We start from the raw sequence: 21454 nt of genomic DNA, 5'->3' as shown, positions 1-21454 counted from the left end.
GTGGTTTTGCTACTTGTGATGGGTCTCCAGCCAGTGGTCATAGATACCGCAAACGACCACCACGGCTAATACGCCCAACACGATGGGATTGATGGATGTGAAAAATTCGACGTAATGCATGCCAGCCTCCTCCTGCTGCATATCCGATACCCGACGCCTTCCCCGCCTGGTACACAACCATTTTATCACCAACGCCGTCCCGACGCAAAAATATGTTACCCGGCAAAAGGACGCAGTATGCGGATCTTGCCGAATTTACCGGTGAGGGCGCTTCAAGAGAGTTGGTCGCCAAGTGAGCGGCGCACCAAGGTGCTCCGGCTCCCTGCCGTTTTTTGCTGCTGTATGGCTTGCCCGCGAGGAATGATTCAGCGGCGTTTGTTCTCAGTCGCGGGAGGTCGGGCAGGGGGAATTGGCTAGAAGAGCGCAAGCACCATGTGGAGCACATACAGGATGCTGGAGAGCGATATGATAGTCGCGAGCGCCGCGAAGGCGTCTGAAAAAGTCAGTTTCATGTCGATCATCGCCGTCATGGCGATCCTTCCGAAATAAAAGGTTACGGCAACATCGCCGCTAACGACATGATTAGGTGGCGCGCTTTAAAAAATGGACTAACGGGGAGTGTAAATATTCAGTTAAGAAGAGCTCGCTTGTTGAGCGTTCATCCAAGCATCTTTGCCTCAATGCTGGCGAGGATAAAGGTTTCCCTGACCTCGTCGAGCGGAACCCGTCTTTGCAGACATGCTGCGCATTCATTCAGCGCTTTTGCGTAATAGTCACCGTAGCGAACCGGCCAGCGCCAATTGAGGTATTCGAGCGCTTCACGTGGTCCCCTGATGGTTTCTATAAAGCCGTAGCCCACCCTTACCCTGACGGGCTCTGACCAGAGAATCGTATCTTGGATGTGCCTGTCGTCCATGTCCTGCACCTTTATTTGCGGCGCAGAAAACGGGCTGCGTTCGGTTCGGTTCCCAAATTCTTGCAAAATTGTGTTCCGAATTCGCCAGACAGGAGAGGCGATCACGATTTCAAGTTTCGGCGCGGATACCGATTGCTAACATGTTGTAGATAAATGAAATTAACCGATGAGGAGGCTTTTGCCATATGGGGCAATGTCCACTTAAATATCGGGGAAAATTGGAGGCCTCGCCCGGAGTGCCTAAATTGATTGATTTCCATTGATTGCCAAAACGCGGTGCCACACTTGGCTGAAATAAATGCCAAGCAATTTCAATCAGCGCCGCCACACCCTGCCACACCTTCCTCGGTGTCATTCGCCGGCAGGAGCCTGTCTCCCACACCATCCCAATTGATCTTCGATATCGTCTGCCTTGCCAGTCGTGCACGCTCGGCATGCCGGGTGTAGATCTTCGACGTCTTCCCATCCTTCCAGCCGAACATCGCCTCGAGCATATTGTCTGTCGCCTCATTGTGGGCGGCGTCGGTGGCTGCCCCCTTGCGGACGGAATGCGATGTCAGGTGGGGCATTCCCGCCTGTCTGAACCAATCCGAGATCCGGTTACCCAATCCCTTCACGCTGAACGGCTTCCCGAACTCTGTCACCAAATAGGTGAGGGCGGTGACCTTGTGCATCGACAGAACCGCCTCGAGGATCGGATGGAGCACGATCTCGATGTCGACCGGCGTCCGGTTCCTGTTTTTGAACAGGCGGAACTTGAAAGTGTCCTTGCGGCGGTGCTGAGGGCCGAGGACGGCCAAATCGGACACGCGAAGGCCTGTGTACATCGCAAGCGAGATATAAAGCGCCGCCTTCGATTCTGCCCCGTGGTGTTCGATGAACTTTGCCAGATCCTCTGGCATCGCTGTAGCGTGTCCGTCGGATTGAACTCGGAACGCCTTGACGAGGCGAGCGTGGTTGACGGTGTAGGGTTTCCCCGTAGGATCTTTCGTATCGAAGACTTGGCGCAATACCTTCAGCCGCTCGTCTGCGGCGAATGGAACATCCTTCTTCCTGTCCCTGAGGGCTTCTATGTGACCGACGTTAATGGCTTTGATCGGTATGTCGGCAACAACGCGCTTCTCGTCTGGAGATAGCGACAGAGGCTCGATCCACATCGACTCCATGATCGATCGGCGCCGGGCCTGTGTGGTTGCGTCGAGCTTGGTGAAGGACGTTGATTTCATATAGGCCAAGCAGAGCCACTGGAAGCTGTTTGGCTTTACGGACAAGTGGATCAGGCGATGAGCGGGTTCCTCGCGCTGGACAGCCTTCTCTGTTGCCTTTCTGGCCTTCCAATATGCGGTCGCGAATTCCTCGCTATTGATATCGTTTGGCAGCCTGCAGATGCGCTTGCCGTCAATGCGCAAGTAGTAGCGCATCGTGTCGTGACGGCTTTTATTCTTCTCGACATAAGGAAGATCGATATTGGCCATGTCGTTCACGCCGACATGCTCCAATCTTCGCCGTCGGCCTCCCCAGCTGCTTGCATACCTTCTTCCGGCCAAGATGCCATGGCGGTGACTATCTCGGCAACCAGCCAGACCTTGCGGCTGTGCCACTTTCGCGGCTTCGGCAAAAATCCCTCATCCACCATCACATCGACGGTGTTGGCACTGACGCCAATGGCTTGGGCAACCTCAAGGCGGTTAAGACCGAGGCGCGGAACGTTGCGGTTCAGGTCGACCGTGTTTGTCATCAGTCCCCGCTTTCCCCGTTCTTCACAGTGCGAACACGGGTTTCCATCAGTTCGATCCTCGCTATATGCTGATAGCTCACTCCGAATGCTGTCGCTAAATCTGCTCGGGATACTGATTTTTGCCTGAGCCAGCGGATAGCTACGATATCTCGATCCGACAATTTTGCCGTACCGACATTCTCGCCAGAGAGGTGAGTCCCGTGGCCGATTTTATCTAGGCTGTTCTCCCGAGGTGTCGCCCACCTGATGTGCCTTTTATTTACGCATGACTTGTGGCCATTTCCGCAAGAATGGGCTGCCTGCATGTTCGAATTGCGCGGCTCGCCATGGGCCATGGTGCAAACATATCTAGCAGCGTTCACTCGCTTGCCATCCACCATCAGCATGCCGCGTCCTAAACTAAATGGCCAGATAAGACATTCATCCTGATCGCAAGCTAAAACCACATCGCGGATGTATTTAATCATCTCTCCACGAGACGCGTTGCCAGCCATTGGATCTCCGTGCCTCTGAAGCCTTCTGTAATGGGCTCTGCACAGGCCTTTTGCCTCAAGGGCACGCTCGCAACCAGATACGGAACATGTTTTCATCTGGCACCGTCCACAGGGGTGATACCCCGCGCGCTCGTCTGAGGGGATGGGGAAATGGGACCCGCAACGGTGATTGGCGTCCCAATCGGAAAGTCCCGATCAACGATGGTCGCCTTCCTCCCTCTGAAGGTGACCGACTCCACAGCGAAACCCATGTAGTTTGTCCCTGACGCTGCCTTTTGGAGCGGTGTGTCTAGATCATCGTATCCGTCAGGAAGAGATGCGGTCGACACTGGTGGCGTGTCCATCGGCCCGTTCGATCCGTCTGGGTAAGGACAGAAGCCAATGTATTTCGGCTTGTTATCATCCTCCCATTCGACCATTTCGAAGCCGACATCCCAGAGGCGGGCAATCTTCCAGCAGATGCCGCCAGCGCCGGGATTTTCTGCGATGTGCTTTTCCGTTGCGATGCGTATGGCATCTTGCGGAGTGTCGGCATGAACGACTATGGCGCGTCCTTCGCCTTCATCGTCCCAAGACCAATCGCTGTCCGTAAGGGCGTAGAAGCTCATTCTACGATCTCCCAGTCATCGGAGAACACATCCTCCTGGGAGAAAACCCACCCCGGCTGGTATTCCCCCTTGGCAGTTCGCAGGATCAGGACCGGCTTAAAGCCGTTTGGTTCGTGCTGGTAAACATACATACCCTTACCGTTCCAGCCTGAACGGGCGATGCGGTGGCCGTCGCGGACAGCCTTGATTGCTTCGTGAGATTTCACCATTTGGGGTTCTTCCGATTTGTGAGGTGTGGTTGATCCGCCAAGAGACGAGGGAGGTGGAGCACCCTCCGGCACGAGCCGGTACAACGTCGTGGTTTCAGTGAAGCCGTAGAATTCGCCGATCGCGCAATCAGGCGGGATGGTAGCTAGAGCGACGAATTGGGTAGCGGGAATTTTGTCGATTTCATCAATCGCTGCCGCCAACCCCTGCTGGAAGCCGTCTTTATAGGTGTCTTCCCGTTTTTCGCCCCCGGCATGACGAGACATCAAAAGTCGTAAGGTTTCCCGCAGGCTGTTAAGGGCTTCACTTGACATCTAAAGGCTCCTGTTCGTCTTCGGAACCGGTCCAATAAGTTCTGTCGCTCATGGATTCCGCTTCACGGAACATGATGCGGTCAAGGCGCTCGATCTCTGCGATCAGAAGGGCTACCGCCTTCACAAGGTCGCGACGGCGATTGGTCGGCTTTAGCCAAGAGGTGTCCCAAGTCGTTGGCCAATTGCGAATAATTGCTGTTGGTGTTCCTGCAAGGCCGAACTGATCCATAACCGCGCGATCGGGACGATCAACGCTCGCGCATGCCGCATAGACGCTCGCTGCCTTCGCTAGGCTGTAGTCATCGTGCTGATCATCATGCTCTGGCGTCCAGCCTTCGGACGAGACTTGCCGGTGGCGCTCTTCCAAGACATCTAGCAACGCTAGGCACATGTCGTCCTCAAGCTTAGCGATCCGACCCGAAAGCTGTTCAACCACTTCGAACCGAACATATGCGCCAAGCTCATCTTCGCGCATTCCTCCGCCGTCAGGGTGCTCATCATATCTCTTATAGGGATGGCAGGTGCTGCCCATCATTTGCGTCTGGTGCGCGGGGTTAGAAGTCTTTTCCTGCTGTGTCATGGCTGGATCCCTTTCCAGTCGGCAGCTCTGCCGTTTTCCTTCATGGCTTTGAGGGTTTCATCGATCATGCGGGCGATGAGGTCTTTTTCGTAAGGCGAAAGGCCATCCCAGAAATCCATGCAACCGCCTTTCTGGGCCGCGTATTCCTCACCCCAATAGGCCATGGCGAGGCGTGCTTCGGCGTGCGGGCGTAGGTTGTCTCTTCCGTGGGTCATACCTGTTCCTCGCGATATAGCTGGCGCGGCGGCAGTTGCGCGCGCTCGTTTTTCGGCTTGGTGGATTGTGGGAAACCGCGACTGGCAATCTTCTGCTTCGGCGCGGTGATGCCGATGTGGCGCTGCTTCACCCGCTTGGCTTTCGATGCCCGGTGATGATCGTCAGCATCCTTCACGGCTTTGCAGCTGATCTGGTGAGCTGGTCCGCAGTTGGCATCCACGTCTTCGCCGCCAAGCTCCAAGGCGCGGATATGCTCGACGAACCAAGGCTCTCCGACCTTGATCGGCAGGCCGCAGGTGACGCACACGCCCTTGTGGTTTTCAAAGATCCGCAGGCGGCGGCCGGGCGTCATCGATTTTCGCTTGGTGGTTCCGACGTCCGTCATCCCCGGTACCCCGCTCTCTTCGCCAGCGCCATAAGCTGGGCGGCGATCTCGGCAAGGGTCATTCGGCCCGGCCCGGGCACCGGATCGGCTATGGGCTTCGCGAGGCGGTCGTCGTTGGCGCTCACGATTTCCACACCGCGGAAATTGAGAAACGCGATGCGGTCGGCGCGGCGCTCGATAAGGTCTAGGTGCCGCTCGATGTATGCGTCTGGCTTGCGAGGCTTCTGGCGCTCGTGCTGGCGGACTATAGTCATGCTACAGACCCCCATACTTGGCGAGTTCGAATTCTTTTGATCGTGGTGCGCGAAACTCCATAGGCGCGAGCTATGTCGATAGTTCTCCGCTTGTCAGCGCGAATTATAGGGATATCGCTTTCAAGCAGCTTGGCGTTGACGTATCGAGCACCGTCACCAAAATGCCGTGCTCGCCCCTTGCTGATGCTATCCTGCTGATTTTCTTTTGCCGTGCCCCAGAAAAGATGTTGGGGGTTGACGCAAGCAGGAACGTCACATTTGTGGCATGCCATAAGGCCATCGCCGCTTCGGCCGGTGGCAAGCATCAGCGCAAGCCTATGCGCGCCGGTCTTTCTTTTCCTGATAGAAATCGTGCCGTATTTTCCAGCTCGTTGGACTGGTCCAAGCCATATCCAGCAACCAGAGTTGGGCTCAGGGATGCTATTATCAAAAATACGATCAAGGCTAGAAGCCTGCCTGTTGATGGCCTTCTTGCAGCCGCAGCTACGGGATTCTCCTGCCGACAACGCAGACGCGGAAACGAACCTCTCCCGGCCACAATCGCATCTGCAAAGCCAAGCAGGTTTTTTGCTCGCCCCTCTGCGCGTCGATGTCTCGGAAATCACGTACCAGCTACCAAAACGCCTACCTGACAGATTGAGTGCTGTGCTCATGCCGCACCGCCTTCCGCCTTGGCGATGGCGGCACGAGACATCACGATTGTCTGTTCGATCGGCTTGAAGACCCCTTCACCCTTTGAGAACCCCTCAAGAGCAAGCGTCGCCTCTTTGAGCGCTTCCAGAAGATCAGGAGCGGCGGCGATAAGGCGAGCGTTGGCGTAATCCTCATACCTGTCCGAATGGCCCGAAGAATTGCCAACGCCTGTCGAGCAAAGAAGGCCCCGATTAGGCTTTTGGACATGGTACTTGGAATAATCTGATACGATCCAAGGCCCCGGCGTATGCTTTGCTGCTTCGGTCATGCTGCACCTCGATTATCTTGCAGAGGCTCCGACCATTCGACGCCATGCTCGGCGCCGAAGGCGAAGATCATTTCAATGAGGGTCGTCATCTCGTCCTTGGACAAATCCGATGACGACGTGCTGAGATTGACGAAGCCGGTCCCGTCCGTGTTCGGGACGATGCGAAGCTGTTCCCGCGTCTCCCGGCGCAGCGCGTCGAGCATGACGAGCTTCCAGTCGTCGGGCGCGAGCCTCTGACCGTGCCAGGAAAGCTGAACCGATAGATCGGTCAGCATGGCCCACATCCGGTCATTCTGCGGCAGGGTGCGCTTCGGGCCTTTAAACTCGACGCGGGTCTCCCATGGCGCTTTCTCTATCCACTCGATAGCGCGGCGCTTGAAACGGTCGTTGGCGAGGACGAGGAGAGCACGGCCCATTTCAGCCACCGTTCATCGGATGGAGCTGGGCGAGCCGGCGTTCCTTGATAGAGAACGCGGCGTCGATCATGTCTGCGTGGCCTTCGCTTTCCAGAGTGGCCGGCGCGTCGAAGTCGGTCCAGATCTCTTCGACACTGGCTTCATCTGTCGCGCTGCCGAGCGCCGTCTCGATTTCCTCGAGGTAGCCGCCGAGGTCAAATTCGTTCTCGGCCGGTTGCGCATCCTGCGCCGGCTCGGCATCGATCGTCTTTGCGGACGGCGGGGCAGGCGGCTTGGGTGGCTTGGGCGGCGTCGGACGGCTCTCGGATACAGGCGTCACGTCGCGCATCTCGTCGGCGTCCGCGATGTCGCGAGCTTCGAACTCATCGCGGATACCGCCGAGGACATCGCCGAACAGCTCGCGGAGGCAGTAGCCGGCCGCGCGCCAAGCGATCATGCGCTGGGGGTACTTGTACCAAGGCGCGTCGTTCGGCTGTCCTTCCTTCCAGATCGGCTTGTTATCTTCCCAGACCTTCTTGCGGATAGTCGGCCGATTGTCCCACAGGCCAGCGCGCTCGGCTTCCGCCTGCGTGAACTCGACGCGGCTTTCCTCGCCCGTATCGTTCCGCTTGGCATGGCAGTAGCCAACCATCTGGCCATCGCGCATCTCGTGGCCGGTTTTGAGCAGGGCGACCTTGCCAGACTGGCGAACGACATTGATAAGGCCGTCGCCATAGAGGGCAGGCTTACCGTTGATCACGGTAAAGCTGCGGAGGCTGACCATCGGCTTGAGGCCAAGCTCGGCGCCAGACATGATGCAGACAGCCACGGCAGCCGCGGCGTCGTCACCGGTCTTCTTCCCGATCAAAGCGGAAGGCGCGAGGCCAGAAGCCACCACGGCGCGCGAGACGCGCATGGTTTCCTCGAATGTCTGTGGCACGATCGCCATGACCTGACCGCCGGCGGAGAGCGTTGCTGGAACGTGTGCGTTCATGGTCATGCGGCCCTCTGTTCGGATTTGATGACCATGCCCGGCTGTTCGACGCCGGAACGCGCTGCGCGATTGGCAACGCTCTCGACGACTTCGCGGATTTCCTGACGATCTTTGAGGGCCAGAAGCAGCTTTTCGTAGTCGGTGATCTCGGCAAAGACGAAGGTGCGAAGCGAAACCTTGGCACCAGTTCGGCCGGCGCTGGCATTGCGGGCCTGCGTTTCCCGCTCGGCGGCTGCCGCCTGCTGCGCCAGACGTTCGGCCTCGGCTGCAGCTTCCGCCGCGCTGTTGTCGTTCTGGACCGACGCCTTTTCGGCGGCGATGCGGGCGGCGTCGGCTTCACGCTGGATGCGCTCGGCTTCCTCGCGCGCCTTGCGCTGCCGTTCCAGTTCTATCCGCTGCTGCTCCTGCAGGTAGGCGTCGAGATGGCGCTTGAGCTTCTTGCTCAGGGCGTCCGGCTCTTCCTTGAGGTCGCGCCACTTGTTGTCGACGTTCCGACCGGCGTCTAGATGCGGCTGCTTTTCGACCTTGTGCAGATCGGTAGCGCGCTTGGAGATGCCAGCGATGCGTTTCGACAGGACGCCGATCTTGTTCGCCTGATCCTGGGTTTCGACCTTGGACTTGAGCAGTGTGTCGGCAAGCTCCTGCTCACCGGCGAACTCCAGCTTCAAGGCCTCGAAAGGGTCGGTCGGCAAGTTGTCGCCCATACCGCGAACCGTTTCCGGCTCATCCCCCCAGCCCTTGCCGACCATCGCCGCCTCATAGGCGTCTTCCGTGATCGGGTTGCGGCATACCCACGTCCAGATCGCAGCGGCGTCGGTTTCCTTGCCGTTGCGGAGTGCGATCCAGCGCTCGCCATCATTCCAGATGGCAACTGGAAGGAAAGGCCCGTCCTTGCCGTCCCGGACACGGTAGAAACCCTGCTGTGGGTCGCTGTCGTGGATCGGGCCGAAGTTTCCGGCGAGGGCGGCTTGCCACCAAGCCCATGCGTTATCGTTGGACGACATGAACGTTCTCCTGATTGATCAGCGCTTCGCGCTTGAAGTGATCGTCGAGGGTGAGGGCGCCGAAGACGGCGACCGAGATGGAAAACCCGAAGGTGAAGACCGCGAGGAACGGGAAGGCGGTCTGCTTCGCCATGACCGTGCGCTCGGCTTGGGTGATCTCAGCGGCGCGAGCGGTGTAGGACTTGCACTTGCCGTCCTCACAGGCGCCGTCGAACTGATTGGCTGCGCAGCAATCACGCATCATCTTCCTCCAGGTCAAACTCGCTGATCGTCCATTCGAGAAGGCAGTCCTCGCAGAGGGCTTCGCCATCGTCGTTGAAGGCGACGGCCGTCTCCGAGCAGCTACGGGCCTCGCAGACCTGATTGCCGCTTCCGTTGCAGGCTTCGCATTCGCGGTCGCGCCAGACATCAGGGTCGTTACCGCCGTAGCGCGACTTGAAGATCGCGCCTTCGCCGTTGCAGGTTGAGCAGGTGAGGCGCATCAAACTTCCTCCTGCACTGGTTGACGCCGAAGCTGCAGATGCTCGGATACGCATTCGAGAGCGGCTTTCGGATCGTCGCCAAACTCAGCGATCAGATCCTCGATCTTGTCGGCAAGCTTTTCGATTGCGCCCTCTGCCTTCTCGGCGCGAGCGCGCTGCTCACGGATGTCAGCGTAAGGGTCGCTCTTCATGCGATTGGTTTCGTCAACCGCGTCCCAGACCCATGATTCCATGGTGTGGAAAAGGCTGACCAACTCGTCGGCGTCATTGGTGCTACCGAAATAACGTCGATCACCTTCGTCCTCGATGTGGTCGGTGACATGGACGAGCTTGTCGCGAGTTCTGCTGACCAGCTTTAAGAGGGCGCGATATTTCCCCTTGAAGAGATTGCGATCAGAGCGCAGCTTTGCGATCTCCGCATCCTTGGCGGCGAGGGCTTCCCCTTTGTCCTTGATGGCCTCGAATGCGGCGTCTGTCAGAGGGCCAACCAACCAAGGGGAAAGCTGGAATATCGAGCAATCGAATTCCTCGCTGATCTCCCGCAGCGTTTTCCCGTCGCGGTAGAAGCGAGCCCAGATCCTGTCGTCATGGAAGAAGTCGTTGTTCTCAGACATTTGCGCTCTCCCTCGACTTCCTGCTCATGTCGGGACGACGGGCAGTGGTGAGGGCGGGGATTTCGGAGCCGAACTCGATCGACGGCGAGATGTCGGCTTCTTCACCGCGAGCCTTCACGAGGCGCTGAAAAGCTTCCTCCGCCTTGCGGGATGCGATGGCGCGAACGGTAAGGTCCGGGTGGATCATGTCGCCAAGGGCTTCGTACAAGTCCTTTGTGGCGTTGAACTGGGATGCGATGCTCATGGCGAATTACTCCGCAGCTTCGAGGAATTGAACGGGGGCGATCAGCTGGGCAGGTTCGAAGGGGAAACCGGCGAAGACGCCTTTCCACTCGCGTTCCTTGCGCTCTTCGGCGGTGAAGCCGACAAGCTGGTCTCTGAGAGGGGTAGGTTCGAGGTCAGCCCAGAGCGGACCTTTGGCACCGAGGGCGATGCCCTTCACGCGCAGAGCGTGGCAGACGCGGAGCGTTTCGACATAGGCCGCTGCAGCATTCGGAGAGCGCAGTCCCTTCGCGGTCCGCTGGCGGATCCGGAAGACCTTCGCGTCAACGATCTTGAGGTTTTCCCTCAGTGCTGTGGCTGTGATGTCTGCTGCGGTTTGCATCGCCGTGACCTCATTTGGTGATGAGGTGAATGTACGTAAATCATACATACCCGTCAAGTGGCAGTGAATGAAAAACGTACATTTCTATTTTTGATCGTACAGCGAAGAAACGACTCGACTCAGGCTCGCCATTCTGGCTTCATAAGAACAGAAGGAGAACAAGATGGGCATGGCAATGGTAAGGGAGCGGTCGCCTCTTCGGCTGCACATCAGGTGCGAGAACTGCCTAAGGGAAAGTTCGAAAGAGCTTGAAATCCCGCCCGGCGAATATGTCCCCAGCGATCCACTCGAGTTGGCAGGCGAGGGGTATCTGGACGGCGTCAAATTTCATTGCGGTCATTGCGATAGCTCGATCGGCCGCCTGTTCGCGATCAGCGGAGGATCACGCTATGAGTAAGGAAGTTCTGGAATTCATCATTGTCCCGCCATTCAGCAAGCGGGAGAAAGTCGATGCGGCCAAGGAGCGACTGATTGCCTATCTCGGCTACCAGTTCCCCGGTTACACCTTCAAGGTCGGGCCGTTCGTTCCGGTCGGAGATGAGGATTGCTTTACCGTTCTGCCGGTCATGAACTTCGTTGGAGACGACGGCAAAAGCCGAATGTGTGAGCAGCCAAAGCGATGGTTCCTGCAGGAGATCGTCGATGCCTGCGGTAACTTCGACCTGAAAGGGAATAGAAGCTTTGCCGCTTAGGCCAAGCGCGTTCCGCAATGATCACAGACGCGGGCTGCGATAGAAACTGGTTCGCCACAATCAGGGCAATCGGTCATCGACGGGTTGCTTTTTCTCCCGGCGCCAACAAGAGGATGATGGCTGCCGGATGGCGCGGAGATAGCGCGCGGCAACGCCAGCACGAGAATAAGTCCAAAGATACCAGTCACGGCGGCAATCGCCAGCCATGCGAACGGATTTCTATCTCTCGACCCCGCTATGATCGCTGTGACTATGGCGCACGTGGCCCAAGCGATAATCCCGAACGCTAGAGCCATTCATCAAAACCCCGGCATTGTGTTCAGCACCATCCGCACCACCCCTATGACCTCGACTTTCACGCCGTCATCTGCATCAAACTGACGGTTGACGACGATGGGCTTGTGTTTCGGGTTGCTTGACCTCGGGTGAAACTCCGTCCTGTCCTCGTAGATCTCAATCTGTTTCACCGACCATTCACGCATCATACCGTTGTCGCGTGATCGCTCAACGACGACGACCATCCCGTCTCGGAGCACGACACGGTGCGCGATGTCCTCGTAGGCAGTGCAGACGACAGTATCGCCGGGAAGGATCGGGCGAGGGCGCAACTCATTCATGCTGTCGCCTTCGACCTCGAAGGTTAGCTGCCTGGCGTTCGGGAAGTTCTCATCGCGAGGGACAATAATTTCTTCCGGTTCAGACTGGTCGAATTCATCGACCTCTCGGAACAGCCCAGCGGCAACAGTCCCCACCTTACGAGCCGGCACCCACTTCGCTTCTGAGGGCTTCACTTCTCCGCCCGGCGGCTCGACCTCAAGGTAAGCGGCGATCTTCGGGATCTCGTTCACCTTCAGCTTCCGCTTGCCCTTCAAAAGCTGCGTTATCTGCGGATGCGCGATGCCGAGGTGGTTTGCGAGGCCAACCTGCGTTTTGCCCGGCTGTTTCAGGGCTTCCCGGATCCAGTCCAGATAGATGTCAGAAGGTGCGTCATTCATTGTACAATTTTCGCACGGCGCGCTGAAAGATGCATTTAGCAAAATCGTACATTTCCTGTTGCTTTGTCTGTATGAATATCGTACATTATCGACATGAGATGCGAACCCGCCAACACGATCATCAAGAAGTTCAAAGGCTTGAAGCCGCTGGCTGAGGTCACGAACGTCAAGGCCCACACGGTCATGCGCTGGCGCATGCCGAAAGAGAAAGGTGGGACCGGCGGCGTCGTGCCCCACTGGCATATCCCAGCCATCCTTGAAGCTGCTCGCGAGCGAGGTCTCGACATCCGACCGACTGATTTTGCACCGGTCATGGAGACTGCAGCATGACCTTTGAAGTCGCACGCGATCAGCTCAAAGCCATTGTCGAACGGGTCGAGCGCCTGGAGCTTGAGATCAAGGATCTCAACGCCGACAAGTCCGACATCTACAAGGAAGCTCGCGCCAACGGTTTCGACGTGAAGGCGATCAAGCAGGTCGTCTCGCAGCGCAAGCTCGACACTTCCGAGCGCGAAGAGGCAGACCTCGTATTCGAGACCTACTGGAACGCGGTTCACGGCATCAACCTCGTGCATGCACACGCACGAGAAAACATTGAAGAATTTGACGCGGAAACCGGTGAGGTCCGCGACGTAAATCCACGCCTCATCCAACAGGTCGTCACCGGCATGCAGACCGAAACCGGTCGCGCCGCGCTGATCGCTGCCGTCGATATCATGATCGAACGGGAAGAGGCGGAAGAATTCCAAGCGAAAGCATCCGGCGACAACGGTGCGACTGGTCAGGCTGATGAAGAAGCCGCCGACAGCATGACGGGAGATGCGAGTAGGACGAGCCGGGGCGTCGATACCCCGGCAACCAATTCCCCATCGGATGACGACGCAATCGCTGCAGTGAAGGGCAAGGCCCGACTGGCGAACGTCGCTGACGTTGAACCGTCGTCGTCCGCCCCCATCGCTCCAACTGAGGAGCGGACCCAAGCCCAAAGCATCGACGGGAACGCCGACGCCAACACAGGAGGCGATTATGTAACCGCATCCGAGAACGCCGCAACACATCAGGCTGGGGTCGTCAGTAATGCCCCGGCCACCCCCGGCTCCATCCTTATTGAAATGGATCCTCCATTCCCGATGAGGCGGTCCGAGTTCGCTCATTGTTTCCCTGAACTCTCGAATACCGCTTACGACGCGCTGGCGAATGACATCGCGGACCATCCGATCGGCATTGTTGAACCTATCATTCGACAGGGCGACGTGATCCTCGACGGATTCTGCCGATACAACATCGCTCGATCGCTCGGCCTTGAATATCCAGTTGAGGAATACGCCGGAGACGACGCTTTGCTCGACGTAATCCGTTGGCAGCGCTCGTCCAGAGACTGGACCCCACAACAGGAAGCCAAGATCGCAAAGGCGCTGGCAGCGGAAGTACCCGCTCGCGCTGAGGAAATCTTCGCGGCTTTTCATATCGCTCTCAATGACATCGGGGAGGTCGTCGCAGCATGAGCGCCCTGATTCCTATAGGTGAGCACGAGAGCAACCTCGACAAGACAGCCAAACTTGAATGGCCTCTCGGAAAAGTGTGCCGTGGCGCCGTCTATTCTGTTCGCAAGGGCTTCGTCGCCATTCTCGATGACATGGCTTTCCCCGGTCATTTCTCGACCCTTTCTGAGGCAAAAGCCGCTGTAGGTGCCGCATGACCAAGCGCCCCGGCCCATCAGAACCCACCGACATTCAATCCGTCCAAACAGACATAGACGCTCAAGACGCCATTGAGGCCACGCAGGGCGCGGCCCGTTGGGAACGGAAACAGACACCAAGGAGGCAAGCATGACCTTCATCGCATTCCTCATCGGCATTGGCGTCGGCTTTGCCTGCTCCATCGCGATCATCACCGCCTTCTTCATCTACCAGATCTGGAAGGCCAAAAAGGAGAACTGGCGCGCTACTCCGAAGCTGCAGCCGATCCTCCCGAGCAATGTCATCGCATTTCCGAATACGGCGGTCTCAGCCTCCCAGTGAGCCGTCGTCACTGGTCCCGGGCTTACCCCCGTTCCCCAACGTGCCCGGGACCAGAACATTCAACCTCACTCTGTCGTCCTGCAGCCTCAACACGACGGCGCGGACGATAGAGCCAAGAGGCTCAAACGAGGGGTGTCCCGAGGAGGTCTCGGAACACCCGGCAGAGCCCAAAGCGGCGGCGGTGGCTCTGCGAGGGAATGGAATGATTGAATTTTCGGTTGGCCCAGAAGGCGGACCAAACGGTGAGGCAGGGGTACCTGCCAGGGTATCAGCCTCACCGTTCTCAATATCGATCCTGCTCATCTGTAGCTCCCTGAACACGAGCGAACCTAGAGCAGGAGACAGACAACGTGGTGTCGAAACCCAACAGAGATTTGTCGAAACGGGACAAGGAAATGAGTGACGTTTTTTATGCCCAAAGTCTTTTGAAGGAGGCGTTCCCACGTACTCGCTACGGGAAGGTGGACGCCGTTTTCTATGAAGCCAGGAAGTTCATCAACAAGCGGGTGAACAAAGAAATCACGCTCCGTCGTATTCGCACGATCTGGGAGGGCACGGCCCGTCGCATCGACAGCGAGGAGATGGAAGCACTTAAAGCCGCACTACACGAGGAAGAGCGCCGTGAACAAAGAGAACTCCGTGCCCGTCTGGCTTCGCTGGACGAAAAGATTGCCGCGTTCGATGCGCTCACGGCTCGCCAAGCGGTGGCGGCGGATCGCCGGCACTCGGATCACGTGGGCTGACTGGATCACGAGGGACTGAGGATGCAGCAGCTTTCCATGTTCGACCTGATGATGCCGCCAGCACTGCCGGTGATGGCTGCGAAGTCTTATGAGCCGCCGCCGCGTCGGGGCTTTGTGACCCGTGCTTATGGCGTAGAGACAGTCATGGAGATCGACTTGGATGAGCGCGATCCTATCGAGATGGTAGTCCGTGGCATCCCGACCCTCATCCGGTTTTCGTATGGGTTCCAGACCTATGCCGTGCAGCCTGCAGGATCGGAATACTGGTCGGAGACTGGATTTCGCAGCTTTGCCAGCGCGTGGACAGTAACCGGGCCTGGCTTCACAGATGAAGACGTAAGGTACCTGATCGAAGCCAATATCGACAGCAAGCACGGATGCAACGGTAATCTCACCAAGTGGTGGCCGGATTACTGCAGACAGTGGCGACAGGATAAGGCTTTCGCGGACAAGTTCGAACGCTCGACGACATGGGACCAGTGGGGGCCGGAGAAGCAGGCCGAACACTGGGCGAGGCATGACACCCGTCAGTCCGCTGCGCTCGAGCGTATGGCCGCAGAAGGCATCGATCCAGCCGAAGTGTGGAGGACGCGCCGATGACCGAGCTCGACCTCCTCAAAGAAGAGATCAAAGACATCGAGGGCGACCTCTTCCGCATTCGCGGCAGCCTTCAGAAGCAGGACAACGGCGTCAAGCTTTCCCGCATCGCCATCAAAACCCGCACGCTCGATCGCCTCAAGGCATTGGCCAAGAGGGAGAACGCCGCATGAACGCGCCAGTCTCCGCACGCGGCCTGTTCCGCGCCACCGGCAAGAAGTCGAAGCCAGTCGCCATCCGCGATCTGGAAGGCAACATCGTTAAGGTCGACGCACTGGAGCGCGAGGAAAACGAGTTCTATCCGACTCCGGTTGATCCTATCCGCTCGATCATCCACGCCGAGATGGACCGACTGCGTGACTTCCCGGCCATATGGGGGCCTGCGTGCGGTACAGGAGTGATCGGGCGCGAGTTGCGCACCCATGGATTCCGGACTTTCGATAGCGACCTGATCGACAGAGGTTGCGGCGCTGAGATCAAGAGCTTCTACGACTTCAAGGAAGCACCGGCCCGGGCCATGCTCGAAAACCCACCCTTCGCTGAATGTGGCTGGGGCAACGGTAAGGCTCGGTGGCTCTACCACGCGCTGGAAACACTCGACATCGAATACATGGGCTTGCTGATGAACTGGGGATTCCCCGGTGCGGGCGGCCTCGCTCCCTTCTGGGCCAAGTATCCACCGGCGCGCGTCTATCTGATGCGCTGGAAGATCGATTTCACAGGGCAGGGCGCGCCGCCAATGCTCAACGGCTGGTTTATCTGGGACAAGGCTTGGAAGGGCGAGACCGTCCTCCGCATGCTCGATCGCAAAGATGCTCGGCAAGGGGAGATGGACCTATGAACCCGCTCGACCTCTTCCGCTCCGGCATGGACTACATCTCCATCGCCTCCCACCTCAACACCACAGAGGCAGAGGTAGAGCGCCAGATACACAGGCTGCGCCAGGAGGAGATCGACGAGGCTGCCCGGCAGAAGGCCGAGCGCATCGAAGCCCAGCGCCGCCGGGACGAGGAAGCCCGCGCAAAGGCTGATCCAGTTCGTCTCGATCTCGTAGCCGCCCGCAAGGCTTACAACGCTCGCAACAGAGCCTACCGCGCGACGGGGAGGCTCGCATGACCGAGACGCTGACCCGCGAGCAATATCTTGCCGAAGTCGCTCCGAAGAAACGCGCCAACAAGTATGGGGCAAAGAAGACGGTCGTCGACGGCATCACCTTCGACAGCAAGCGCGAGGCCGAGGTCTATGCCGACCTCAAGCTTTTGGAGAAGGCCGGGAAGATATCCGGCTTCACCCGCCAGCGGAAATTCGAACTCATCGTGAATGGCGAGATCATCGGCACCTATCGCGCCGACTTCGCTTTCATCGACCATGAGCAGGACGGAAGGCTCCGCGTCGTTGACGTCAAGGGCGTCGTTACCCGCGATTTTCGCCGCGTCCAGCGGATCATCAAAGCAGCATACAACATCCAGATCGAGGTGTGGAAATGAGCAACGTGGTGTCTCTCCATGACCACCAGACACGAGCGTGGGAAACCTACATCGAGGCGATGCAGCGCGCCCAGTCGAGTGGCGCGATCGAGGACGGCATAGCCGCCGGCAGGGCTTGGCGTCGATGGCTCGACCTATTCATGACGCCCGAACAGCGACAGTCTATCGGAAGCAGGGTGGCAGGATGAACGCGCCCGTCTTCAAAACCGATGCCTATATCATCGAGGTAGAGCAGAACGTGCTCGGCGCTCTGATGTTTGACGGCGATGCGCGAGACACTATGGCCATCCTTGCCGATCGCCATTTCGTCTACCCGTTCCATCAGCACCTTTACCGGGCGATCAAGTCGGCCCGCGAGCAATATGGCACCGGCAATCCGGTCGTCGTCGCCAAGCTCATTCCCGATATCGAGAAGACCTGGCTAAAGAAGAATTCCGGTGAAGACGTCATGCAGTATCTTGCGCGCCTTCTCGGTACCGCCACTGCTGGCGCGTCGGCGTCAGTCGAGAACGCGAAGAAAATCATTGACCAGTGGGCACGCCTTAATCTGGCAAACGAAGCCGGGCGCGTCTATGCGGCGGCGAATGACCCGCAGGCTGACGTTCGGCTCATCGCTCATGAGGCGGCAAGCGCGATCGACGACATCATGTCTGATGTTCGGGCCGGGGCATCCAGAAAGACGCGTGTCAGCATCGGCAGCGCCGCCGGCCGCGCGTTTGAGGCCGCGTCAGAGGCTCGCCATACCGGGACCGGTCTTACCGGCATCACATGGGGACTGTCGGACCTCAACCGTCTGACCGGCGGAATCCAGCGCAAAGACCTGACGTTGGTCGGCGCGCGCCCTTCGATGGGCAAGACAACCTTTGCTCTTTCTGTCGCCATGAAGGCGGCGGCTGCAGGATCCAGCATTGGGTTCGTCTCGCTGGAAATGGATGCCGACAAGCTGGCCTGCCGCGCAATCTCTGACGCGCTCTATGATTGGCGTAAGCGCGTTCCCTATACCAGCATCATCCGCGGCACGATGACAGACGAAGAGTTCGACATGGTGGCTGAGGAGCAGGCCCGCATGAACGCGCTGCCTATCCTCATCGACGACCAGGCCGGCCAGACGGTGACCGATATCCGCACCCGGGCCGAGCGTCTTGTCGAAGAGACGCAGGCGCATGGCAACCGGCTCGCGGTCCTCTTCATCGACCACCTTGGCCTTATCCGCGCCTCGTCGCGCTATAGCGGCAACCGCGTGAATGAGATTGCCGAGATCACGTCCAGCCTCAAGGGCATGGCCCGCGATCTGGACATCGGCGTCGTTCTCCTTTCGCAGCTCAACCGCGCCGTGGAGAGCCGGGAGAACAAGCGGCCGCAGCTTTCCGACCTCCGCGATTCCGGCGCGATCGAGCAGGACGCCGACACGATCGCCTTCATCTACCGCGATGCCTACTACCTGGAGCGCGGGGAGGGTGGCACGCCTGAGGAGCAATTCGAGCGCGCTGACAGGCTGGAAGCCTGCCGGAACGTGATGGAGTTCAGCGTCGCCAAGCAGCGCAACGGCGGGCTGGAGACGGTCAACCTCTTCGCAGACATGGCGTTCTCGGCCGTGAGAAATGGAGCGAGATCATGAGCAGGCACATCCCATATTTCGACTTCTATCCGGCCGACTTCATGAACGGCGTTCGCGGTCTGTCGGCGCAAGAGGTCGGTGTCTACACGATGATCCTATGCCGCATCTATGAAGAGAGCGGGCCTATCGATTTCCACGTCGCGCGCCTCGCCACCTACTGTGGAATGCGGCCGGCCACGTTTGAAAAGGTCGCCTCGAAATTGATCGATCTTGGCAAGTTTTCGGTGGTCGACGGCAAGCTCTCAAATGCACGAGCTGAACATGAAATTCAAAACCGTGCGGACAAGTTGAAAATTAATTCCAAGGCAGGGAAAGCAAGCGCATCAAAAAGGCAACAAAATCAGTCGGTCGATGCAACGGACGTTCAACGGGCGTTCAACCAAGCAGAAGCAGAAGCAGACACAGATAAGAATACGCTTAGCAGCGTATTAGGCGCGCCTGCTCAGATGGACTTCGATATCCTCCAAAGCAAGCTCATCGCAGCAGCTGGGGAGAACGGAATTCAGCCGCACGGCGCATTAGTCGTGGGTCCGATCTTCGAACTCATCGCGTCAGGCATCAGCCTCGAAGCCGACATCATCCCGACAATCCGATCCGTCGCGTCTCGCATCAAGCGACCGGCTGGCTCGTGGTCCTATTTCATCCCGGCGATCAAGGAAGCCTACGAGCGCCGTGTCGCCGCCGGAAAGTCGATCCCGCGCCCGACCGAAGAGTTCAAGGCCGGCACGATGATGAAGTCGCCTGACGGCAAGACCTTCGTTCCAACGACGGAAGCCCGCTGGGGTCAGCGTGTGTCGGCTTGGCGATCCGGTACCGAGTGGAGCGTCGTTGAATGGGGGCCTGCGCCTGGCCAAGCCGGCTGCAACGTCCCGAGCAAATTCCTCCAGCAAGACAGGAGCGCAGCATGAGACCCGCAGAGATCCGCCGGGTAGGCCTCAAGGATGAGGTGATCCGGCTCCACTTCGAAAACCCGAAGGCGACGACCGAGGAGATTGCCGAGGCTCTTGGCGTTGGCGCTCCATACGTACGGTGCACTTTTCGGCGGAACGGTCTCACTGCGGTTTTCAAACGCAGGAAGAGGGAAATAACGGCAACAATCCCGCCGGTCATTTGCCCGAAGAAGGTTTCCGAAAAGCTCCAGCCATATGCCGACAAGCGCGGCATGACGGTTGAGACCCTGATTGCCACGATACTCAACGTAGTCGCAGCAGATCGGATGGTGGACGCAATTCTCGACGACATGGAGGACGCGGCATGATTCCTCAAGACACGATACCGGAAGGCGCGGAACTTGATGCACAGCTCACAGCATATGTCAGCGAGTTCTTCGCGAGGAAATTTGGCGGTGAGGGAGAGGGCGACGTCTTCATTGACCTGATGAAGACTGCCATCCTTGCCGAGCGCCAGCGCTGCGCCGCCGTCATCCGTGCAAAGGCCGATCAAAGCAAGGCTTTGTGGGACGAGTTCATCGCGAGTGGTCGAGATGGTCCTGCATCCAGCAGCCACCCGGCCTACTACGATTGGGCAGATGAAATCATGAACGGCATATCCGCCCCGAAAGGCGGTGAAGCATGAACCGCTACGCCGGATACGCACATCAACTCCGCCGCGGCTGGTGGGCGATGGTTCGCTTTGCAAAGGACAGCCACCCAAAGCCGATCATGGGTGAGGGCGGGGCACCGGTCGTGTTCGAGACCGAGCTGGAAGCCATGAAGGCCGTCAACAAACACCTGCTTCAATACCTCAACTTCCCGATCGTCGGGGGTGAGGTGGAAGGCGGGCAAGCTTCGGTCGCCCGGGCCAAGGCTGAGCGACTGTTCCTCGGTGGCGGTCGTGTGGTCGAGGTCGAACGGTTGGAGGCGGTGCGATGAGCGATGAACCAATCGAGGATCAGGCTTACCTCTCTGGCCTGACGGTTGTCGATATAGGAGATATCCGCGTGTCTCGCGGTATGACGCGCCGGCCGTATTCATCCTGCAATCATAGACGCATGGCCTACGACCCGAAAGAGAGGCGCGTTTGGTGCAAGGATTGCGAAAAGGATGTCGACCCCTTCGATGCCTTCAAGAACCTTTGCGAGAACTATCACGCAGCCCATGAGGGGCTGAACCGGCAGCGCAAAGAAATCACCGAGGCGGCACATTTCCAGTGCCGCTCGATTGCAGCCAAGGAAATTGACAAGGCTTGGCGCCATCGGAAGATGGTACCGGCTTGCCCTCATTGCAGCAACGGGCTGTTCCCCGAGGACTTCGTGAAGGGGGTCGGTATGGTCGGTCGCGACTTCGCGCTTGCCAGGCGGGCGGTGAAGAAATGATCGATATCCCAGCGGATCAGCTCAAGATCGAGACTTGGCCCATTCCCGGCATCCACAGCCGCGGCGGGCAGCATGTCGGGACGTATCCAGGCGTCAGGGTCACGCACATACCGAGCGGCATTGCCGCCTATGTCGAAACCGACAGATCCCAGCGCACGAACCGAGAGATCGCGATGGAGATGATCCTCGCGGCGATCACCCATCCGAAATTCAGATAACCG

General features: G+C 58.4%; 42 protein-coding genes and 1 pseudogene. 20 read left to right on the top strand and 23 right to left on the bottom strand.

Features of this window, described 5'->3' with window-relative positions; all coding sequences use genetic code 11:
- Positions 1-658 precede the first annotated feature (658 nt).
- The 21 genes from GGE33_RS08485 to GGE33_RS08390 all read right to left on the bottom strand — a co-directional run bounded on the left by GGE33_RS08485 (position 659) and on the right by GGE33_RS08390 (position 10766).
- Positions 659-916 (bottom strand): DUF982 domain-containing protein, encoded by a 258-nt coding sequence (locus GGE33_RS08485; protein ID WP_183822088.1) that lies wholly within the window; start codon positions 914-916, stop codon positions 659-661.
- Positions 917-1025: 109 nt separating this feature from the next.
- Entirely contained in the window at positions 1026-1244 is a 219-nt protein-coding gene (locus GGE33_RS27380) for a hypothetical protein (protein WP_210303580.1), read from the bottom strand.
- Positions 1228-2391, bottom strand: a complete 1164-nt coding sequence (locus tag GGE33_RS08480; protein WP_183833716.1) for a tyrosine-type recombinase/integrase — start codon at positions 2389-2391, stop codon at positions 1228-1230. Before GGE33_RS08480 ends, GGE33_RS27380 begins: the two co-directional genes overlap by 17 nt.
- 5 nt (positions 2392-2396) lie before the next feature.
- Positions 2397-2654 (bottom strand): hypothetical protein, encoded by a 258-nt coding sequence (locus GGE33_RS08475; protein WP_183822085.1) that lies wholly within the window; start codon positions 2652-2654, stop codon positions 2397-2399.
- Positions 2654-3148, bottom strand: a complete 495-nt coding sequence (locus GGE33_RS08470; protein ID WP_183822083.1) for a helix-turn-helix domain-containing protein — start codon at positions 3146-3148, stop codon at positions 2654-2656. The genes GGE33_RS08475 and GGE33_RS08470 overlap by 1 nt, the downstream gene beginning before the upstream one ends.
- Positions 3149-3240: 92 nt before the next feature.
- Entirely contained in the window at positions 3241-3756 is a 516-nt protein-coding gene (locus GGE33_RS08465; RefSeq protein ID WP_183822081.1) for an RNA-binding protein, read from the bottom strand.
- A complete protein-coding gene (locus GGE33_RS08460) occupies positions 3753-4277 on the bottom strand; it encodes a DUF2829 domain-containing protein (protein ID WP_183822079.1) in 525 nt (174 codons plus the stop codon). The genes GGE33_RS08465 and GGE33_RS08460 overlap by 4 nt, the downstream gene beginning before the upstream one ends.
- Entirely contained in the window at positions 4267-4857 is a 591-nt protein-coding gene (locus tag GGE33_RS08455; RefSeq protein WP_183822077.1) for a hypothetical protein, read from the bottom strand. The genes GGE33_RS08460 and GGE33_RS08455 overlap by 11 nt, the downstream gene beginning before the upstream one ends.
- A complete protein-coding gene (locus GGE33_RS08450; RefSeq protein WP_183822075.1) occupies positions 4854-5072 on the bottom strand; it encodes a hypothetical protein in 219 nt (72 codons plus the stop codon). The genes GGE33_RS08455 and GGE33_RS08450 overlap by 4 nt, the downstream gene beginning before the upstream one ends.
- Positions 5069-5458: an HNH endonuclease gene (locus GGE33_RS08445; protein WP_183822074.1), complete on the bottom strand. Its 390-nt coding sequence runs from the start codon at positions 5456-5458 to the stop codon at positions 5069-5071. The genes GGE33_RS08450 and GGE33_RS08445 overlap by 4 nt, the downstream gene beginning before the upstream one ends.
- Positions 5455-5712 (bottom strand): hypothetical protein, encoded by a 258-nt coding sequence (locus GGE33_RS08440; RefSeq protein WP_183822072.1) that lies wholly within the window; start codon positions 5710-5712, stop codon positions 5455-5457. Before GGE33_RS08440 ends, GGE33_RS08445 begins: the two co-directional genes overlap by 4 nt.
- On the bottom strand, positions 5709-6365 hold the full coding sequence (locus GGE33_RS27940) for an HNH endonuclease signature motif containing protein (protein ID WP_183822069.1): 657 nt from the start codon (positions 6363-6365) through the stop codon (positions 5709-5711). The genes GGE33_RS08440 and GGE33_RS27940 overlap by 4 nt, the downstream gene beginning before the upstream one ends.
- A complete protein-coding gene (locus tag GGE33_RS08430; RefSeq protein ID WP_183822067.1) occupies positions 6362-6673 on the bottom strand; it encodes a hypothetical protein in 312 nt (103 codons plus the stop codon). Before GGE33_RS08430 ends, GGE33_RS27940 begins: the two co-directional genes overlap by 4 nt.
- Positions 6670-7089 carry a recombination protein NinB gene (locus tag GGE33_RS08425; protein ID WP_183822065.1) on the bottom strand — a complete coding sequence of 140 codons (420 nt, stop codon included), beginning with the start codon at positions 7087-7089 and terminating at the stop codon, positions 6670-6672. Before GGE33_RS08425 ends, GGE33_RS08430 begins: the two co-directional genes overlap by 4 nt.
- 1 nt (position 7090) lies before the next feature.
- A complete protein-coding gene (locus GGE33_RS08420) occupies positions 7091-8068 on the bottom strand; it encodes a recombinase family protein (protein ID WP_246435756.1) in 978 nt (325 codons plus the stop codon).
- The gene (locus tag GGE33_RS08415) at positions 8065-9066 is read right to left on the bottom strand and encodes a hypothetical protein (RefSeq protein ID WP_183822064.1); all 1002 of its coding nucleotides are present in this window, start codon (positions 9064-9066) and stop codon (positions 8065-8067) included. The genes GGE33_RS08420 and GGE33_RS08415 overlap by 4 nt, the downstream gene beginning before the upstream one ends.
- Entirely contained in the window at positions 9050-9310 is a 261-nt protein-coding gene (locus tag GGE33_RS08410) for a hypothetical protein (RefSeq protein WP_183833718.1), read from the bottom strand. Before GGE33_RS08410 ends, GGE33_RS08415 begins: the two co-directional genes overlap by 17 nt.
- Positions 9300-9548, bottom strand: coding sequence for a hypothetical protein (locus tag GGE33_RS08405; RefSeq protein WP_183822060.1), 249 nt, complete (start codon positions 9546-9548; stop codon positions 9300-9302). Before GGE33_RS08405 ends, GGE33_RS08410 begins: the two co-directional genes overlap by 11 nt.
- Positions 9548-10162 carry a hypothetical protein gene (locus GGE33_RS08400; protein WP_183822058.1) on the bottom strand — a complete coding sequence of 205 codons (615 nt, stop codon included), beginning with the start codon at positions 10160-10162 and terminating at the stop codon, positions 9548-9550. The genes GGE33_RS08405 and GGE33_RS08400 overlap by 1 nt, the downstream gene beginning before the upstream one ends.
- Positions 10155-10406: a hypothetical protein gene (locus GGE33_RS08395; protein WP_183822056.1), complete on the bottom strand. Its 252-nt coding sequence runs from the start codon at positions 10404-10406 to the stop codon at positions 10155-10157. Before GGE33_RS08395 ends, GGE33_RS08400 begins: the two co-directional genes overlap by 8 nt.
- A 6-nt stretch (positions 10407-10412) precedes the next feature.
- Entirely contained in the window at positions 10413-10766 is a 354-nt protein-coding gene (locus GGE33_RS08390) for a hypothetical protein (RefSeq protein ID WP_183822054.1), read from the bottom strand.
- Positions 10767-10929: 163 nt separating this feature from the next.
- On the opposite strand from GGE33_RS08390, the gene GGE33_RS08385 reads away from it, so the two are divergent.
- Positions 10930-11163 carry a hypothetical protein gene (locus GGE33_RS08385; protein ID WP_183822052.1) on the top strand — a complete coding sequence of 78 codons (234 nt, stop codon included), beginning with the start codon at positions 10930-10932 and terminating at the stop codon, positions 11161-11163.
- Positions 11156-11458, top strand: coding sequence for a hypothetical protein (locus GGE33_RS08380; protein WP_183822050.1), 303 nt, complete (start codon positions 11156-11158; stop codon positions 11456-11458). Before GGE33_RS08385 ends, GGE33_RS08380 begins: the two co-directional genes overlap by 8 nt.
- Here the strand turns inward: GGE33_RS08380 and GGE33_RS27935 are convergent.
- Together GGE33_RS27935 and GGE33_RS08370 are read right to left on the bottom strand one after the other, a co-directional pair.
- Complete coding sequence (locus GGE33_RS27935; protein ID WP_425486657.1) at positions 11455-11535, bottom strand: zinc ribbon domain-containing protein; 81 nt, start codon at positions 11533-11535, stop codon at positions 11455-11457. The genes GGE33_RS08380 and GGE33_RS27935 overlap by 4 nt on opposite strands.
- 222 nt (positions 11536-11757) lie before the next feature.
- Entirely contained in the window at positions 11758-12453 is a 696-nt protein-coding gene (locus tag GGE33_RS08370) for a LexA family protein (protein ID WP_183822046.1), read from the bottom strand.
- A gap of 93 nt (positions 12454-12546) precedes the next feature.
- Between GGE33_RS08370 and GGE33_RS08365 the strand changes: the two genes are divergently transcribed.
- The 18 genes and pseudogenes from GGE33_RS08365 to GGE33_RS08280 all read left to right on the top strand — a co-directional run bounded on the left by GGE33_RS08365 (position 12547) and on the right by GGE33_RS08280 (position 21451).
- Positions 12547-12783, top strand: coding sequence for a hypothetical protein (locus GGE33_RS08365; RefSeq protein WP_183822044.1), 237 nt, complete (start codon positions 12547-12549; stop codon positions 12781-12783).
- Positions 12780-13007, top strand: a pseudogene (locus GGE33_RS27930) (DUF2312 domain-containing protein); the annotation flags it as partial. The gene GGE33_RS08365 and the pseudogene GGE33_RS27930, both read left to right, overlap by 4 nt.
- 947 nt (positions 13008-13954) lie before the next feature.
- Positions 13955-14152, top strand: a complete 198-nt coding sequence (locus tag GGE33_RS08355) for a hypothetical protein (protein WP_183822040.1) — start codon at positions 13955-13957, stop codon at positions 14150-14152.
- 130 nt (positions 14153-14282) lie between these two features.
- Complete coding sequence (locus GGE33_RS08350; protein WP_183822038.1) at positions 14283-14474, top strand: hypothetical protein; 192 nt, start codon at positions 14283-14285, stop codon at positions 14472-14474.
- Positions 14475-14869: 395 nt separating this feature from the next.
- Positions 14870-15217, top strand: coding sequence for a hypothetical protein (locus tag GGE33_RS08345; RefSeq protein WP_210303579.1), 348 nt, complete (start codon positions 14870-14872; stop codon positions 15215-15217).
- 21 nt (positions 15218-15238) lie between these two features.
- The gene (locus GGE33_RS08340; protein ID WP_183822034.1) at positions 15239-15817 is read left to right on the top strand and encodes a hypothetical protein; all 579 of its coding nucleotides are present in this window, start codon (positions 15239-15241) and stop codon (positions 15815-15817) included.
- Positions 15814-15987, top strand: a complete 174-nt coding sequence (locus tag GGE33_RS08335; protein ID WP_183822032.1) for a hypothetical protein — start codon at positions 15814-15816, stop codon at positions 15985-15987. Before GGE33_RS08340 ends, GGE33_RS08335 begins: the two co-directional genes overlap by 4 nt.
- Positions 15984-16655 (top strand): hypothetical protein, encoded by a 672-nt coding sequence (locus GGE33_RS08330; protein WP_183822030.1) that lies wholly within the window; start codon positions 15984-15986, stop codon positions 16653-16655. Before GGE33_RS08335 ends, GGE33_RS08330 begins: the two co-directional genes overlap by 4 nt.
- Positions 16652-16930 carry a hypothetical protein gene (locus tag GGE33_RS08325; RefSeq protein WP_183822028.1) on the top strand — a complete coding sequence of 93 codons (279 nt, stop codon included), beginning with the start codon at positions 16652-16654 and terminating at the stop codon, positions 16928-16930. The genes GGE33_RS08330 and GGE33_RS08325 overlap by 4 nt, the downstream gene beginning before the upstream one ends.
- Complete coding sequence (locus GGE33_RS08320; protein ID WP_183822026.1) at positions 16927-17301, top strand: DUF1064 domain-containing protein; 375 nt, start codon at positions 16927-16929, stop codon at positions 17299-17301. Before GGE33_RS08325 ends, GGE33_RS08320 begins: the two co-directional genes overlap by 4 nt.
- A complete protein-coding gene (locus GGE33_RS08315; RefSeq protein WP_183822024.1) occupies positions 17298-17489 on the top strand; it encodes a hypothetical protein in 192 nt (63 codons plus the stop codon). The genes GGE33_RS08320 and GGE33_RS08315 overlap by 4 nt, the downstream gene beginning before the upstream one ends.
- Entirely contained in the window at positions 17486-18919 is a 1434-nt protein-coding gene (locus tag GGE33_RS08310) for a replicative DNA helicase (protein WP_183822022.1), read from the top strand. Before GGE33_RS08315 ends, GGE33_RS08310 begins: the two co-directional genes overlap by 4 nt.
- A complete protein-coding gene (locus tag GGE33_RS08305; RefSeq protein ID WP_183822020.1) occupies positions 18916-19827 on the top strand; it encodes a YdaU family protein in 912 nt (303 codons plus the stop codon). The genes GGE33_RS08310 and GGE33_RS08305 overlap by 4 nt, the downstream gene beginning before the upstream one ends.
- Entirely contained in the window at positions 19824-20177 is a 354-nt protein-coding gene (locus GGE33_RS08300) for a hypothetical protein (RefSeq protein WP_183822018.1), read from the top strand. The genes GGE33_RS08305 and GGE33_RS08300 overlap by 4 nt, the downstream gene beginning before the upstream one ends.
- Positions 20174-20494, top strand: coding sequence for a hypothetical protein (locus GGE33_RS08295; protein WP_183822016.1), 321 nt, complete (start codon positions 20174-20176; stop codon positions 20492-20494). Before GGE33_RS08300 ends, GGE33_RS08295 begins: the two co-directional genes overlap by 4 nt.
- Positions 20491-20790 carry a hypothetical protein gene (locus tag GGE33_RS08290; protein ID WP_183822014.1) on the top strand — a complete coding sequence of 100 codons (300 nt, stop codon included), beginning with the start codon at positions 20491-20493 and terminating at the stop codon, positions 20788-20790. Before GGE33_RS08295 ends, GGE33_RS08290 begins: the two co-directional genes overlap by 4 nt.
- Positions 20791-20909: 119 nt before the next feature.
- Positions 20910-21233 (top strand): hypothetical protein, encoded by a 324-nt coding sequence (locus tag GGE33_RS08285; protein WP_246435754.1) that lies wholly within the window; start codon positions 20910-20912, stop codon positions 21231-21233.
- Positions 21230-21451 (top strand): peptide chain release factor-like protein, encoded by a 222-nt coding sequence (locus tag GGE33_RS08280; RefSeq protein WP_183822010.1) that lies wholly within the window; start codon positions 21230-21232, stop codon positions 21449-21451. Before GGE33_RS08285 ends, GGE33_RS08280 begins: the two co-directional genes overlap by 4 nt.
- The last annotated feature ends 3 nt before the right edge of the window (positions 21452-21454 follow it).

The organism is Aliirhizobium cellulosilyticum (assembly GCF_014198105.1).
Lineage (GTDB): Bacteria > Pseudomonadota > Alphaproteobacteria > Rhizobiales > Rhizobiaceae > Neorhizobium > Neorhizobium cellulosilyticum.
Note: the sequence above shows the minus strand (reverse complement) of the source record. Positions and strands in the feature narration are given on the sequence as shown.

What these genes read in the sequence shown, in the direction of transcription:
- GGE33_RS08305 (WP_183822020.1), top strand. Translation starts at nt 18,916, where the DNA reads ATGAGCAGGCACATCCCATATTTCGACTTCTATCCGGCCGACTTCATG.
- GGE33_RS08460 (WP_183822079.1), bottom strand. Translation starts at nt 4,277, where the DNA reads ATGTCAAGTGAAGCCCTTAACAGCCTGCGGGAAACCTTACGACTTTTG.
- GGE33_RS08310 (WP_183822022.1), top strand. Translation starts at nt 17,486, where the DNA reads ATGAACGCGCCCGTCTTCAAAACCGATGCCTATATCATCGAGGTAGAG.
- GGE33_RS08455 (WP_183822077.1), bottom strand. Translation starts at nt 4,857, where the DNA reads ATGACACAGCAGGAAAAGACTTCTAACCCCGCGCACCAGACGCAAATG.
- GGE33_RS08405 (WP_183822060.1), bottom strand. Translation starts at nt 9,548, where the DNA reads ATGCGCCTCACCTGCTCAACCTGCAACGGCGAAGGCGCGATCTTCAAG.
- GGE33_RS08400 (WP_183822058.1), bottom strand. Translation starts at nt 10,162, where the DNA reads ATGTCTGAGAACAACGACTTCTTCCATGACGACAGGATCTGGGCTCGC.
- GGE33_RS08445 (WP_183822074.1), bottom strand. Translation starts at nt 5,458, where the DNA reads ATGACGGACGTCGGAACCACCAAGCGAAAATCGATGACGCCCGGCCGC.
- GGE33_RS08485 (WP_183822088.1), bottom strand. Translation starts at nt 916, where the DNA reads ATGGACGACAGGCACATCCAAGATACGATTCTCTGGTCAGAGCCCGTC.
- GGE33_RS08415 (WP_183822064.1), bottom strand. Translation starts at nt 9,066, where the DNA reads ATGTCGTCCAACGATAACGCATGGGCTTGGTGGCAAGCCGCCCTCGCC.
- GGE33_RS08365 (WP_183822044.1), top strand. Translation starts at nt 12,547, where the DNA reads ATGAGATGCGAACCCGCCAACACGATCATCAAGAAGTTCAAAGGCTTG.
- GGE33_RS08385 (WP_183822052.1), top strand. Translation starts at nt 10,930, where the DNA reads ATGGGCATGGCAATGGTAAGGGAGCGGTCGCCTCTTCGGCTGCACATC.
- GGE33_RS08475 (WP_183822085.1), bottom strand. Translation starts at nt 2,654, where the DNA reads ATGACAAACACGGTCGACCTGAACCGCAACGTTCCGCGCCTCGGTCTT.
- GGE33_RS08330 (WP_183822030.1), top strand. Translation starts at nt 15,984, where the DNA reads ATGAACGCGCCAGTCTCCGCACGCGGCCTGTTCCGCGCCACCGGCAAG.
- GGE33_RS08420 (WP_246435756.1), bottom strand. Translation starts at nt 8,068, where the DNA reads ATGACCATGAACGCACACGTTCCAGCAACGCTCTCCGCCGGCGGTCAG.
- GGE33_RS08470 (WP_183822083.1), bottom strand. Translation starts at nt 3,148, where the DNA reads ATGGCTGGCAACGCGTCTCGTGGAGAGATGATTAAATACATCCGCGAT.
- GGE33_RS08350 (WP_183822038.1), top strand. Translation starts at nt 14,283, where the DNA reads ATGACCTTCATCGCATTCCTCATCGGCATTGGCGTCGGCTTTGCCTGC.
- GGE33_RS08320 (WP_183822026.1), top strand. Translation starts at nt 16,927, where the DNA reads ATGACCGAGACGCTGACCCGCGAGCAATATCTTGCCGAAGTCGCTCCG.
- GGE33_RS08340 (WP_183822034.1), top strand. Translation starts at nt 15,239, where the DNA reads ATGCAGCAGCTTTCCATGTTCGACCTGATGATGCCGCCAGCACTGCCG.
- GGE33_RS08290 (WP_183822014.1), top strand. Translation starts at nt 20,491, where the DNA reads ATGAACCGCTACGCCGGATACGCACATCAACTCCGCCGCGGCTGGTGG.
- GGE33_RS08390 (WP_183822054.1), bottom strand. Translation starts at nt 10,766, where the DNA reads ATGCAAACCGCAGCAGACATCACAGCCACAGCACTGAGGGAAAACCTC.
- GGE33_RS08450 (WP_183822075.1), bottom strand. Translation starts at nt 5,072, where the DNA reads ATGACCCACGGAAGAGACAACCTACGCCCGCACGCCGAAGCACGCCTC.
- GGE33_RS08345 (WP_210303579.1), top strand. Translation starts at nt 14,870, where the DNA reads ATGAGTGACGTTTTTTATGCCCAAAGTCTTTTGAAGGAGGCGTTCCCA.
- GGE33_RS08355 (WP_183822040.1), top strand. Translation starts at nt 13,955, where the DNA reads ATGAGCGCCCTGATTCCTATAGGTGAGCACGAGAGCAACCTCGACAAG.
- GGE33_RS08440 (WP_183822072.1), bottom strand. Translation starts at nt 5,712, where the DNA reads ATGACTATAGTCCGCCAGCACGAGCGCCAGAAGCCTCGCAAGCCAGAC.
- GGE33_RS08430 (WP_183822067.1), bottom strand. Translation starts at nt 6,673, where the DNA reads ATGACCGAAGCAGCAAAGCATACGCCGGGGCCTTGGATCGTATCAGAT.
- GGE33_RS27940 (WP_183822069.1), bottom strand. Translation starts at nt 6,365, where the DNA reads ATGAGCACAGCACTCAATCTGTCAGGTAGGCGTTTTGGTAGCTGGTAC.
- GGE33_RS08370 (WP_183822046.1), bottom strand. Translation starts at nt 12,453, where the DNA reads ATGAATGACGCACCTTCTGACATCTATCTGGACTGGATCCGGGAAGCC.
- GGE33_RS08425 (WP_183822065.1), bottom strand. Translation starts at nt 7,089, where the DNA reads ATGGGCCGTGCTCTCCTCGTCCTCGCCAACGACCGTTTCAAGCGCCGC.
- GGE33_RS08335 (WP_183822032.1), top strand. Translation starts at nt 15,814, where the DNA reads ATGACCGAGCTCGACCTCCTCAAAGAAGAGATCAAAGACATCGAGGGC.
- GGE33_RS08480 (WP_183833716.1), bottom strand. Translation starts at nt 2,391, where the DNA reads ATGGCCAATATCGATCTTCCTTATGTCGAGAAGAATAAAAGCCGTCAC.
- GGE33_RS08325 (WP_183822028.1), top strand. Translation starts at nt 16,652, where the DNA reads ATGAACCCGCTCGACCTCTTCCGCTCCGGCATGGACTACATCTCCATC.
- GGE33_RS08315 (WP_183822024.1), top strand. Translation starts at nt 17,298, where the DNA reads ATGAGCAACGTGGTGTCTCTCCATGACCACCAGACACGAGCGTGGGAA.
- GGE33_RS27935 (WP_425486657.1), bottom strand. Translation starts at nt 11,535, where the DNA reads ATGACCGATTGCCCTGATTGTGGCGAACCAGTTTCTATCGCAGCCCGC.
- GGE33_RS08280 (WP_183822010.1), top strand. Translation starts at nt 21,230, where the DNA reads ATGATCGATATCCCAGCGGATCAGCTCAAGATCGAGACTTGGCCCATT.
- GGE33_RS08395 (WP_183822056.1), bottom strand. Translation starts at nt 10,406, where the DNA reads ATGAGCATCGCATCCCAGTTCAACGCCACAAAGGACTTGTACGAAGCC.
- GGE33_RS08380 (WP_183822050.1), top strand. Translation starts at nt 11,156, where the DNA reads ATGAGTAAGGAAGTTCTGGAATTCATCATTGTCCCGCCATTCAGCAAG.
- GGE33_RS08285 (WP_246435754.1), top strand. Translation starts at nt 20,910, where the DNA reads ATGGCCTACGACCCGAAAGAGAGGCGCGTTTGGTGCAAGGATTGCGAA.
- GGE33_RS08410 (WP_183833718.1), bottom strand. Translation starts at nt 9,310, where the DNA reads ATGATGCGTGATTGCTGCGCAGCCAATCAGTTCGACGGCGCCTGTGAG.
- GGE33_RS08295 (WP_183822016.1), top strand. Translation starts at nt 20,174, where the DNA reads ATGATTCCTCAAGACACGATACCGGAAGGCGCGGAACTTGATGCACAG.
- GGE33_RS08465 (WP_183822081.1), bottom strand. Translation starts at nt 3,756, where the DNA reads ATGAGCTTCTACGCCCTTACGGACAGCGATTGGTCTTGGGACGATGAA.
- GGE33_RS08300 (WP_183822018.1), top strand. Translation starts at nt 19,824, where the DNA reads ATGAGACCCGCAGAGATCCGCCGGGTAGGCCTCAAGGATGAGGTGATC.